The sequence below is a fragment of the Deltaproteobacteria bacterium genome (genome assembly GCA_009692615.1).
Classification (GTDB): Bacteria; Desulfobacterota; Binatia; order UBA9968; family UBA9968; genus DP-20.
Genome location: SHYW01000044.1, coordinates 26,965 through 38,017, shown reverse-complemented (window position 1 = coordinate 38,017; position 11,053 = coordinate 26,965). Strand labels below are relative to the sequence as shown.

The 11,053-nt window shown below is 56.9% G+C and carries 13 protein-coding genes; 3 read left to right on the top strand and 10 right to left on the bottom strand.

All coding sequences use genetic code 11. The features are described from left to right. Nucleotides 1–301: 301 nt before the first annotated feature. The 9 genes from EXR70_12495 to EXR70_12455 form a co-directional block, all read right to left on the bottom strand. Nucleotides 302–910 carry a glutathione S-transferase family protein gene (locus EXR70_12495; protein ID MSP39302.1) on the bottom strand — a complete coding sequence of 203 codons (609 nt, stop codon included), beginning with the start codon at nt 908–910 and terminating at the stop codon, nt 302–304. Between the two features lie 56 nt (nt 911–966). Then, entirely contained in the window at nt 967–1,410 is a 444-nt protein-coding gene (locus tag EXR70_12490; protein MSP39301.1) for a four helix bundle protein, read from the bottom strand. 60 nt (nt 1,411–1,470) lie between these two features. Then, the gene (locus EXR70_12485) at nt 1,471–2,340 is read right to left on the bottom strand and encodes an EamA family transporter (protein ID MSP39300.1); all 870 of its coding nucleotides are present in this window, start codon (nt 2,338–2,340) and stop codon (nt 1,471–1,473) included. Nucleotides 2,341–2,387: 47 nt separating this feature from the next. Further along, nucleotides 2,388–2,924, bottom strand: a complete 537-nt coding sequence (locus EXR70_12480) for a methylated-DNA--[protein]-cysteine S-methyltransferase (GenBank protein ID MSP39299.1) — start codon at nt 2,922–2,924, stop codon at nt 2,388–2,390. Beyond that, nucleotides 2,924–3,376, bottom strand: coding sequence for a VOC family protein (locus tag EXR70_12475; GenBank protein ID MSP39298.1), 453 nt, complete (start codon nt 3,374–3,376; stop codon nt 2,924–2,926). Before EXR70_12475 ends, EXR70_12480 begins: the two co-directional genes overlap by 1 nt. Further along, on the bottom strand, nt 3,373–4,050 hold the full coding sequence (locus EXR70_12470; protein MSP39297.1) for an arginine-tRNA-protein transferase: 678 nt from the start codon (nt 4,048–4,050) through the stop codon (nt 3,373–3,375). Before EXR70_12470 ends, EXR70_12475 begins: the two co-directional genes overlap by 4 nt. Before the next feature lie 13 nt (nt 4,051–4,063). Next, entirely contained in the window at nt 4,064–4,945 is an 882-nt protein-coding gene (locus EXR70_12465) for an NAD-dependent epimerase/dehydratase family protein (protein ID MSP39296.1), read from the bottom strand. Beyond that, on the bottom strand, nt 4,945–5,160 hold the full coding sequence (locus EXR70_12460; protein MSP39295.1) for a hypothetical protein: 216 nt from the start codon (nt 5,158–5,160) through the stop codon (nt 4,945–4,947). Before EXR70_12460 ends, EXR70_12465 begins: the two co-directional genes overlap by 1 nt. A gap of 163 nt (nt 5,161–5,323) precedes the next feature. Continuing rightward, nucleotides 5,324–6,733 carry a UbiD family decarboxylase gene (locus tag EXR70_12455; GenBank protein ID MSP39294.1) on the bottom strand — a complete coding sequence of 470 codons (1,410 nt, stop codon included), beginning with the start codon at nt 6,731–6,733 and terminating at the stop codon, nt 5,324–5,326. 89 nt (nt 6,734–6,822) lie between these two features. Between EXR70_12455 and EXR70_12450 the strand changes: the two genes are divergently transcribed. From EXR70_12450 to uvrB, 3 genes are all read left to right on the top strand, one after another. Then, nucleotides 6,823–7,092, top strand: a complete 270-nt coding sequence (locus EXR70_12450) for a hypothetical protein (GenBank protein ID MSP39293.1) — start codon at nt 6,823–6,825, stop codon at nt 7,090–7,092. 182 nt (nt 7,093–7,274) lie between these two features. Continuing rightward, nucleotides 7,275–8,312, top strand: a complete 1,038-nt coding sequence (locus EXR70_12445; protein MSP39292.1) for an ABC transporter substrate-binding protein — start codon at nt 7,275–7,277, stop codon at nt 8,310–8,312. 22 nt (nt 8,313–8,334) lie between these two features. Beyond that, nucleotides 8,335–10,374: an excinuclease ABC subunit UvrB gene (gene uvrB / locus EXR70_12440; protein ID MSP39291.1), complete on the top strand. Its 2,040-nt coding sequence runs from the start codon at nt 8,335–8,337 to the stop codon at nt 10,372–10,374. Between the two features lie 20 nt (nt 10,375–10,394). On the opposite strand, the gene EXR70_12435 is transcribed toward uvrB, so the two are convergent. Further along, nucleotides 10,395–10,802 (bottom strand): hypothetical protein, encoded by a 408-nt coding sequence (locus EXR70_12435; GenBank protein ID MSP39290.1) that lies wholly within the window; start codon nt 10,800–10,802, stop codon nt 10,395–10,397. Nucleotides 10,803–11,053: the final 251 nt, after the last annotated feature.

Below are 11,053 nucleotides of genomic sequence, written 5' to 3'. Positions count from 1 at the left end.
ACGCACACACTTGGCCTATATCGAACCAACTCCAACAAGGTGGGGTTCCGCTATGGCCAGGTTTCTAACTTACGACCTCAACCCAACGCACTACCCTGACATAATCGCGTTGCTGTTAACATGACATATTGACGTTGCCACGACACGATAAGTGTTCCGGCAAAAGCCGACCGGGGTGGCGGCTTATCTCCCTAACGATTGGCAGGTTATTCCAGCCGGCTCTCAATCTTTTTTCGATCATATTCTATCGGCGAGGTTGTTGACGCGGCTGCGACGCGATCCAACACAAGTGTATAAACCATCACAGCACCGCTTGCACCGCCGGCCGTTGTTTCATGCGCTCGAACCAAGCTGTCAGTTTTGGCAGCGCGGCGCTTGGCAGCACGCCGTACTGTTCAAGGCGCGGGAAGCGCGGCACCATGGCGATGTCGGTGAGACTGTAGTCGCCCAGGAAAAACGGCTGGGCGCCCAACGCTACTTCCAAATATTGCAACCGGTCGGTGACTTCTGTGCGCGTCTCGGCGATTGTTTTCTGATCGCGCTCCGCTTCATTCTTCTTGATCATCTCGCCGCGCAGTGCCCAGTAGGGATCGTGCAGATAGTTCAAAAAGTAGTCGACGAGAATTCTCCCGCGGGCGCGCAGATAGGGGTCTTTCGGCTGGAGCGGCGGGTTGGGATATTTCTCATCGAGATACTCGTTGATGATGCAGGACTCGAAGAGAATCTTGCCGTCATCTTCAATCACGGGAATCTTGCCGTGGGGATTGCGCGCGAGATGTTCGGGACTTTTCTGCTCGCGCTTGGCGAGTTTGATCCAAACTCCCTCCCAGGCGAGGCCTTTTTCGGCGAGAGCGATTTTTACGCGGTCGGAGTTGGTTGACGGGACATCGTGATAAAGTTTTATCGGCATGAGGGCCTCCAATTCCAGATTACAGATTCCAAATTCCAGATTAATAATGCTTCGGATTACGATTCTTTGGTTGATTTTTGCTGCGATTGTTTGGGCGGCTTGACGACGTTGAGATGTCTTTGGGCGCTATAACCCGATCGTTTTAGCTGCGCTATCCAGCCATGAAGCTGTCGGGATATCGATTCGGTTTTATTCCTCAGTTCCGTGATTTGCGATTTCTTTTCGGCAAATTTCTCCCAAGACTCTAGTATCCGAAGCATCGACCGAACTTCGCGAGCTGACCCACGGGCAATGTACAGGAAGGCGAGTAACTCGTTGTTGGTTCCACGTTCGAATCCTTCTGCGATATTGTTTGAGATCGAAAGGGCGGCGCGTTCCAGCTGATCACGCAGCCCATAGTGCGTACGAAATAGCTCATGACTCGTCAATTCAAACATCAATCGCGAGAGTTCCGCGCTGTCTTTCCAAACCGGCAAATCTTCGAATCGCTGGTATTTCATTGAACTACAAGAATCCCTTATCAGAAAATTTGGAATCTGTAATCTGGAATTTGAAATTCGCTAGCGTTCCTTGCGCGCGCTGACCAGCACCACGGAACCAATGATCAATCCAGCTGCCAGCAGGATTCGCGTTGTAAGAATTTCCTTGCCAAGAAAGTAGCCGAGAATTATCGCCACCAGCGGGTTAACGTAGGAATAGGTCGCGACCAGCGGAATCGGTGCGTTGCGCAGGAGCCAGGCGTAGGCGACGAAGGCGATGGGGCCGATGAGTGTTAGATAAAGCAGTGCGAGCATCGACTTTGACGTGATCGCGGTGAAATTAAAATCGGCGAATTCGCCGAACAGGGCGGCGACGAAAATTTGCACGATGCCGCCGGCGAGCATTTCGATTCCGGTGGTGACCAGCGGCGATGCCGGGAGCTTGGATGTTTTGCCGTAGATCGAACCGATGGCCCAGAGAAACGAGGCGACGACGACGGCGAGGGCGCCGTGCAAACTATTGGCCGTCGCGCCGCTGGTGCTCCAACCGATCAACAATGCCGCGCCGCAGAAACCGATCAGCAGCCCGATGAAGGCTTTCGGGCTCGGCCGTTCGCCGCCGGGACGGAGAAAATCGAACAGCAGCATCCACAACGGCACGGTGGCGACGAGTAACGCGGACAAGCTCGATGGAATGTATTGCGCGGCCCAGACCACGCCGCCGTTGCCGCCGACCAATAAGAAAACTCCAATGATCACCGCGTTGCGAAATTCGATCCGCGTCGGTTGCGGATCGCCGGCGGCGCGGCGCCAAAAATAGAGAAATGCGCCAGAAATGACGAAGCGCGCCGCCGCCGATAAAAACGGCGGCATAGTCGCGACGGCGAAGCGGATGGCGAGATAGGTCGAACCCCAAATGATATAGACCGCGCCGAGGGCGGTCCAAATCATCGTCGGTGTCGCATTGGCTTTCGCCGGGACGCTGACGATTCGACTCACTAAAGCGCGCCTTCGTGTTGCAACAACCAGCGCTTGGCTTTCAGTCCCGATCCGCCGCTGTAGCCGCCGAGAGTGCCGTCGCTAGCGACGACGCGGTGGCAGGGAATGATGATCGGGATCGGATTGTGCCCCAACGCTTGGCCCACGGGCCGGCTCGATTTCGGCCGCGCCATATTTTTTGCGACTTGTTGGTAGCTCCAAGTTTGTCCCGCGGGAATTTTTTGCGTGACCGCCAAGACCTGGCGCTGGAACGGTGTGAGCGATGAAAGATCGATCGGCAGATCGAAACGACTTCGTTTGCCGGCGAAGTATTCGCGCAGCTGCGCCATCACTGAAGCCAGCGCGGCGGAATTTTTCTCAAAGTTCGCGCCGTTCTTTTTGAGCGTGGAAAATACCGGTTGGCGTCGGCCGAATTCTATCGCGCAAACCCCGGCGGCGCTGACGGCGGCGAACAGCGGCCCCAGTGGCGTTGTGATCTCACCCCAATGGATAATCGCGGTTGCAGTGTGAATTCGCGTAGCAGACTTTGATTGCACTACTCAGGCGCCATGCCTTTCTTTTTAAGCTCGTCGATGGCGTTGGCGGTTTTCGCCAGCGCGCCGACGCCCATGCCCTTGAGAATGTTCGCTGCCTTGGTGAACTGAACATCGTCGTAGGAAACGATTTCGATGCGATTGCCCCATGGGTCGAGGATGTTCATGCGGTCATTAACGCTTTTGACGCCGAGCCGCTCCATGGCGCGCTTGACCGCGTCGCGATCGTCGACGACGAAACCGAAGTGGCGCTTGGTGTCGGCGACCTGAGTTCTGCCGAGCGTCAGTTGAATAAATTGGTCGCCGAGATCGATGAAGGCGTTGTGTTCGCTCTTGCCGCGCAATTCAAATTCGAACAGCGCGCCGTAGAACTCCAACGCTATGTCCAAGTCGTCGACTTCGAGCACGACATGATTGATCCCCAGGGCGCGTGCCTTCTTTTCTTTTTCGTTCATGGCTCAGCTCCTTCCGCATCGGCGGGATATATTTTCCAGCCTGCGTCCCAATCCAAGTATTCCAAGCCGGAGAATTTTTTCTTGTAATCGTAGGTGAACGGCTCGCGGTAGGCGTAGCCTGGATAATAGTAACGCCGGCCCTGGGTGCGCGATAGGCGGATCGAATGGAGCATCATCAAAATGCCCAGGCTTCTTTTCGCTTGGGCCGGATCGAAGATCGCGTAAACCGCGGAAGTTGCGTTTTCGCCGATGTCGAGAAAGGTGACGCCGAGCAGCTGGCTGTCTTGGTAAATGCAGAGTTCCAGATTGGCACAGGGAGCTTTGGCGGGATTGGGCGAGAGAAAGTTGAACAGCGAGGTCGGCACGTTCTCGTTAAAGCGCACGCGGTGCTTTTCGAAAAGCGCAGACTTTTCTTCGTCGATGAAAGACGGCCGCAGCACCACGTCGGTGTCGAGATTTTTTGCCAGCACGCGTTTCTGGCTGCGGCTCAAGGCGAAGCGCGCCAGATCGATGCGCAAGGGCAAGACGTTAAATAATTTTTCCGAGTGGGTGGACGTGCGGTAGCGCACGAAGATGATACCGAAGTGACGCCAGCCTTGGGACCAGAGCTGATCCATCTTGCCGGGCGACGCCCGCAAGCAGAGAAAATGTTCGTCATCTTTGGCGACAGTCATGGCGCTCACTCAGTCAGTTCGACGGTTGCTCCATCATGGCGAATTCCTCGCAATATCTCGCCTGGCTGTCGAGCACGCTGGTCAACGGACGCGACATGTCATCGGTGTAAATGCTTGCCAGTTCGACACGGCCTAAGTGCGGCGCCGAACGATCGTAGTGACTCTCGCTTTTGTAACTGCCATTTTCACCGAACAGGGCGAGCAGATGATCGGCCAACTCGACGCGCGACACGGCGCGGGTAGCGGTGACGTGGCGCACGCCGGTGGCGGCGCTCTGCGCCAAGCGCATGACCCGGGCGGCGAGATCGTCGGCCCACACCACCGAGCGAAATTCGTCGTAGACGATGGTAACCGGCAGATTACGCGCCATGCGATAGCGCAGCCAATCCCAGTGGCCGGTGCGGCCGTTGGGCGACGGACCGATGGGCAAACCAACGCGAATCACTAGGGAGCCGGCGCGTTGCAAGATCATCTCTTCCGCTTCCACACGGGTGCGGCCGTAAACGCTGATGGGACAGGGCGGCGAGTCTTCGTCATAAATCCCATCGCCGCCGAAGACATGATCGGAGGAGACATAGACCAGTCTAGTTTTCTCCGGCAGCGCGTCGATCACCCGCTGCAAGTAAACGATGTTAATTTCGCGTGCCCACTCGGGCGCGACTTCGCAGCGCGGCACGTCGCACACCGCATGGCACTGGAGCAGCAGCTCCGGATGATATTTTTCGAACACCGCTTTCGGCCACGCCGGATCTTCGAGATTCAACACCGGCCACCGGCGAATCGCTTTCGCCCGGTTGGCCCGCGTGACAAACGGCAAAACCGTATCGGGATACAATTGGGCGATGCTGTAGCCGAGGATCGAGGTGGCGCCGAAGAGGATGTTGGATGGGGGCATCAGTGTCGACCGTTGTTGCCGTTAAGGAGCGCTTTGCCAAGATGGGTGAGGGCGATTTCGGGATTGTGAACGCCCTCGTTTCTGTCAATTTGAATCAGGCCATCGATCATCGCGTCTTCCCAAATCGTCTGCCGCGGGCAGTGACTCTGCCACGCCTCCATCGCTTCGTCGTAGGTGCGCCGGCGGTCAGCGACCCAGTGAAGAAACTCTAACATTAGAAGGTTCGACGATTCAGACATGGTGCACTTGATCCGCGAGTCGTTCTTATTATAGCCAATCTCACCACGAAGATCACGACGGGTTTGATCGGAAGAGCAAGGCACGCCTTGCCCCTACGTGTTCGTGTGCGTCGTGTCCTTAGTGGTGAAATTTGTTCTGTTACGCAAAGAACTTTCCGTATTTCTTCACCGCCAGCGCTTTCATCTCCTCGCTCGATCCCGACGCCATCGGGTAATCTTTCATCCACTCATACGGCCGGGTCGCGTCGATGACGGCGCGCGTGCTGAAGCCTTTTTTATCTTTCGGGATCACCGGGTCGAGGGGGCCGGACCAGGCGCGGCGGATGAAGTCGGTGTCGTTGGCCGGATCGGAGCGCGTGCACATGGCCCAGAGCACGTCGTTCATGTCGTAGGGATCGATGTCGTCGTCGACCACGACGATGTAGCGGCCAAGATAAGCGCCGGCGCCGCATTGGGCGGCGATCATGCCGGCTTGCTTGGCGTGGCCGGGATAGCGTTGCTTGATCGACACGGCGGTGAAGAACCGTCCTTGAAAACAAGCGACGCCGCGGATATCCGGCACGCCGGCTTTTTCCATGTGGTCCCAGATAAATGCCGAGCGCACGAGATTGTCGTCCGAGCCGCCGGGCGGGCGCGACGACGGCGCGCCGGTGAGGATCGGGTTGGTTCTGTGCATCAGCCGCTTCACTTTGATGATCGGTTCGGTGCGCTCGCCGCTGGCGTAGTAGCCGGTCCATTCGCCGTAGGGGCCTTCGCGCCGTTGCTGATCGGGCAGACATTCGCCTTCGATGGTGATTTCCGAAAACGCCGGCGTCGGCAATCCGGTGTGTTTGCCTATGATCACGTCGACCGCTTCGCCGCGAATGCCGCCGGCATAATCGTACTCGGATTTTCCCCAGGGCAAACTATTCGCCGCGGCGGTGAGCAGCAACGGATCGTCACCGAAGCTGATCGCCACCGGGCAAGGACGGCCGGCGTCGAAGTATTTCTGCCGGATGATGCGCCCTTGTTTGCCGGGGGATATGTAGAGCGCCAAAGTATTTTTATCGTGCACCATGACGCGGTAGCAGCCGATGTTGACCCAGCCTTCGTCCATGTCGCGGGTGATCACCAGATGCGCCGTGCCGATGTAGCGGCCGCCGTCTTGTTCGTGCCAGTGCGGCACCGGCAATTTATAGAGATCGATATCGCTGCCTTCGTAAACGTTCTCCATCACCGGTCCGCTGTCGACCACGCGCGGCGCGATATAAGTCGGGTTGTTCAAACGTTTGCGCCAGGCTTGTATGAATTGATTGCGATCGTAGTCGAGGGGCAGATGGGTGGTCAGGCATTGGCGCTTGAGCGATTGATGATGGACGCCGACCAGCACGCGATGGCCGGCGGGGTAGTCTTTGATTTTGTCGAAGAGAATTGCCGAGTAGGGCGGATTGCGCGCGTAAACTTCCGTCACCGCGCCCATCTCATATTTCCAGTCGCAACCTTCGACGGTTTTGAGTTCGCCGAACTCGTCGACCTTTTGCATCCAGCCGCGTAAATCGTTGTAGAGCATGTTTGCCTCTTATGGATTGAGTTGCCCTTAAGATCCCTCACTTGCGATTGTCTTGCAAGGCATGAAACGATTCAATATAAATTCGTCCTATGGCTGAGGTTGCGAACCGAAAGAGCGATGAATCGAAGATGATGCTCGGCTTCATCGTGCGCTTGTGCGCCGCCGAGCTCGGTCACAATCCGACGCCCGACGAATTCGTCGCTTGGGCCAACGGCAGCGGCCGCAAAGGCAGCGAACTCTGTTTGTTCGGCAAAGAAATCTCACCGGAAATTGCCAAAGTCATGTTCAGCCAACCCGGCCGCATGGTCACGGTCAGTCCGGAATGGCTGGCGCGCGCTTGGAAGATTAAAGCGCGCTAGCGATTTAGTTAATCGGAAAAGGATTATTCACCACGGAGAGCACGGAGGACACGGAGAAAATTCGTTTCTAACCTCCGTGCTCTCTGTGTTCTCCGTGGTGAAACCCTCTTCACGTTCGTCACTTAGTAAAACTTCGCGCAGCATAACTATATTTCGCGTTGCTCCCCTGAGGTTGTCTTGTTATGCTTCAACAAGCGGCTTGCAAAATATTAAACGGAGGTTTTAGCGTGCGATTCGCTTCAGCGATTGCCATTTTCACTTTATTGCTCTTTTCAGCCAACGCTTTGGCGCAGAGCAAGCCGGAGCGGTTGCGCATCGGCTACGCCGCCCGGGCAGTGGCCCATTCGGTGCCGTTCGTGTCGAAAGAGGCGGGCTTCTTCGCAGAAGAGGGAATCAACGCCGAGATCATTCACACCGCCGGTTCCATCGCGCCCATGGCGCTGGCCGCCAACGAAGTCGATATGACGATCATGTCGGCCTACTTGATGATCCCGGTGTCGGCGCAGAATCGCGATATCGTCATGCTCGGCGGGTTTTCACGCTACGCGACCATGGTCTTCGTCGCCCGGCCCGAGATCAAGAGCGCGCAGGATTTACGCGGCAAGATCGTCGGCATCCAACGGCCGGGCGATGCCTACGAGAAAAGCGCGCGCTTCGCTTTGAAACATATCGGTTTGGATGCCGACAAAGATGTGAAGATGTTGTCTTTGGGCAGCAACGACGTGATGTGGAGCGCGCTCAACACCGGCAAGGTCGCAGCGACGGTTCTTTCGCCGCCGGGGACGCTATTCGCGCGCAAGGCGGGCATGAACTTGATGGTCGATCTCACCGATTTGAAATTGGAATACCAAGGCTCGACGATCACGGCGCGCCGTTCGCTGATGCAGAAAAATCCCCAACTGGTGACGCGGGCGCTGCGGGCGATTATTCGCGGCGTGCATCTATTCAAAACCCGCAAGGAAGAGGCCATCCGCATCCTGAGCAAATTTCTCGGCACTAAAGACCCCGATGGTTTGCTCGAATCTTGGGAATACGCCGCCAAGATGCCGGCGAAACCGTTCGCGGTGGAGAGCGCCGTGCAAGCGGTGCTCGATCACTTGAGTGAGAGCCAGCCAAAGTTCGGCCAATTCAAGCCGGCGGAGTTTATCGACGCGCGCTTGCTCAGCGAGATCGATAAAAGCGGCTACATCGACAAACTCTACGCCGGCCAGGCGCGCTAGAATAAAATTTTTTACACGCATCATGCTACGCGATCTCGACCAAGGCCAGTTCAAACTGGTTTCCGATTTCTCACCCCAAGGCGATCAGCCGCGCGCCATCGAGCAGTTGACGGCAGGGCTTCTGGCGAACCGGCGCCATCAGGTACTGCTCGGCGTCACCGGCTCGGGTAAGACATTTACCATGGCCAATGTGGTCGCGCGGGTGAACAAGCCGACGTTAGTCATTGCGCCCAACAAGACGTTGGCGGCGCAGCTTTACAACGAATTCACCGAGCTGTTTCCAGAAAACGCCGTGCGCTACTTCGTCAGCTACTACGATTATTACCAACCGGAAGCCTACCTGCCGTCGAGCGATACTTACATCGCCAAAGATTCTTCGATCAACGACGAGATCGACAAGCTGCGCCATTCGGCGACCAAGGCGCTGCTCGATCGGCGCGATACTCTGATCGTCGCCAGCGTGTCGTGCATTTACGGCTTGGGCGCGCCGGATGCGTATTTCGACTTGATGGTGTATCTCGAAACGGGCGCGACGGTGAATCGCGATCAAATGCTGCGCAAGCTGGTCGATATTCAATACAAGCGCAGCGATTACGACTTTCATCGCGGCACCTTTCGCGTGCGCGGCGACGTGGTCGAGATTTTCCCCGCCTACGAAGACCGCTCGGCGCTGCGCGTAGAATTTTTCGACGAGACCATCGAAACGATCAGCGAGATCGACGCCATCCGCGGCAAAGTGCTGCGGCGGGTCGACAAGGCGACGATCTATCCGGCGAGCCATTACGTCACCGGCCGGGAGCGGCTCAAACAGGCGGTGGTGGCGATTCGCACCGAACTCGGGGATCGCTTGAAGGAGTTGCGCGAACAGCACAAACTCTTGGAAGCGCAGCGCTTGGAGCAACGCACGCAATACGATTTGGAATTGCTCGGCGAGATGGGCTTTTGTCCGGGGATTGAAAACTATTCGCGTCATTTGACCGGCCGCGCGCCCGGCGAGCCGCCGCCGACGCTGCTGAGTTATTTCCCCGACGACTTTCTTCTGGTCATCGATGAAAGCCATGTGACAGTGCCGCAGATCGGCGGCATGTATCGCGGCGACCGCTCGCGCAAAGAGACTTTGGTGGAGTACGGCTTTCGTTTGCCTTCGGCGCTGGACAATCGACCGCTCAATTTCACCGAGTTCGAAGCGAGTATGAAGCGAACGATTTATGTTTCGGCGACGCCGGCGGCGTACGAGCTCGGCAGCAGCGCCGGCGCGGTGGCCGAACAGGTGATTCGCCCCACCGGCTTGATGGACCCGGCGATCAGCGTGCGGCCGGCGCGCACTCAGGTGGATGACTTGCTCGATGAGATTCGCAAGCGGGTGGAAGTCAAAGAGCGTGTCTTGGTGACCACTTTGACGAAGCGCATGGCGGAGGATTTGACCGAATACTATCAAGACTTGAACGTGAGAGTTCGCTACCTTCACTCGGACATTGAAACCATCGAGCGAGTCGAAATTATTCGTCAATTGCGGATGGGCCAATTCGACGTGCTGGTGGGCATCAACTTGCTGCGCGAAGGATTGGATTTGCCCGAGGTGTCGCTGGTGGCGATTCTCGACGCCGACAAGGAAGGCTTTCTGCGCTCCGACCGTTCGCTGATTCAAACCATGGGGCGGGCGGCGCGTAACGTCAACGGCATGGTGATTCTCTACGCCGACTCGATCACCGATTCCATGCGCCGGGCGATGGATGAGACCGAGCGCCGAAGGCGCTTGCAGGCGGATTTCAACCGCGAGCATGGCATCACGCCGCAAACCATTGTCCACGCCCTGGGCTCGCCGCTGGTGAAAATTTACGACGCCGACTATTTTGAAGTCCCGCTAGCGGCGGAAGGCGCCGCCAAGTACGGCGCAAAAGATTTGCCGCGGCAGATTCGCAAACTGCAAAAAGAGATGAAGCAGGCGGCGGAGAAATTAGAATTCGAAAGAGCCGCCGAGTTGCGCGATCGAATTCATCAACTGCAACAGCAGGAACTTGCGCTGCGCGATTCGTCCTTGGATGGCGGCGCGGCGGATTAGCTTTGTCGCTTGCCGTCTACTCAGCTCCGAGATCCGCCATCGCTGGAGGTTGCCGTTACCGTGATCGCTTCTTCGAGCGGATCGCGGGGAGGTTCGGACGCGCGGCGCATTCTTTGATAGGTCATCCAGCTCGCCTTGGGCTGTTTGGGAGCGTCGTTGAAAATTGTCGCGACGAAAAACACGGCGATGGCTAGACCACTGAAGGAGTAGAGCACGAAGGGCTGCATGGAGCCGGTGGAGGCGATGTAGTCGCCCCATTGAACCATAAATCCGAGATAAAACGTGAACAGATAGGTAATCAATAAACAGACTTTGACGCGGTTGAACAACAGGAAGGGCAGCAGCCCAGCGATGAAAAAGAACACATGCCAAATCGGGATCAGCTGGTTGAAAACGCCAAGACTCATCAGATGATCTATGTCCAACATAAGCGACTCCTTAATTGAGTTGTTCCGGTTCGCCGCGGGCGGCGAATCGTAACCGAAATGACTCAAGAAGTATGCCAGGAGCGGCGCCGTCGGCGATGAAGGGCGCCTAAGGATAAACTAGGCACTAACGGCGACTTCTGGTTGAGCCGGCGAAATCCGCGGTTGAATAAGCGCGTTCAACACCGCCACCGCTCGCTTGCGGTTTGACACGAACGTACGGGCTTGAGATAGGTTCGATCGAGTCCTCGGTC

Excerpts from the sequence above, each read along its gene's own strand:
- EXR70_12465 (MSP39296.1), bottom strand. The coding sequence starts at position 4,945 with ATGCCCCCATCCAACATCCTCTTCGGCGCCACCTCGATCCTCGGCTAC.
- EXR70_12475 (MSP39298.1), bottom strand. The coding sequence starts at position 3,376 with ATGAACGAAAAAGAAAAGAAGGCACGCGCCCTGGGGATCAATCATGTC.
- EXR70_12495 (MSP39302.1), bottom strand. The coding sequence starts at position 910 with ATGCCGATAAAACTTTATCACGATGTCCCGTCAACCAACTCCGACCGC.
- EXR70_12490 (MSP39301.1), bottom strand. The coding sequence starts at position 1,410 with ATGAAATACCAGCGATTCGAAGATTTGCCGGTTTGGAAAGACAGCGCG.
- uvrB (MSP39291.1), top strand. The coding sequence starts at position 8,335 with ATGCTACGCGATCTCGACCAAGGCCAGTTCAAACTGGTTTCCGATTTC.
- EXR70_12450 (MSP39293.1), top strand. The coding sequence starts at position 6,823 with ATGGCTGAGGTTGCGAACCGAAAGAGCGATGAATCGAAGATGATGCTC.
- EXR70_12435 (MSP39290.1), bottom strand. The coding sequence starts at position 10,802 with ATGTTGGACATAGATCATCTGATGAGTCTTGGCGTTTTCAACCAGCTG.
- EXR70_12460 (MSP39295.1), bottom strand. The coding sequence starts at position 5,160 with ATGTTAGAGTTTCTTCACTGGGTCGCTGACCGCCGGCGCACCTACGAC.
- EXR70_12455 (MSP39294.1), bottom strand. The coding sequence starts at position 6,733 with ATGCTCTACAACGATTTACGCGGCTGGATGCAAAAGGTCGACGAGTTC.
- EXR70_12445 (MSP39292.1), top strand. The coding sequence starts at position 7,275 with ATGCTTCAACAAGCGGCTTGCAAAATATTAAACGGAGGTTTTAGCGTG.
- EXR70_12485 (MSP39300.1), bottom strand. The coding sequence starts at position 2,340 with ATGATTTGGACCGCCCTCGGCGCGGTCTATATCATTTGGGGTTCGACC.
- EXR70_12470 (MSP39297.1), bottom strand. The coding sequence starts at position 4,050 with ATGACTGTCGCCAAAGATGACGAACATTTTCTCTGCTTGCGGGCGTCG.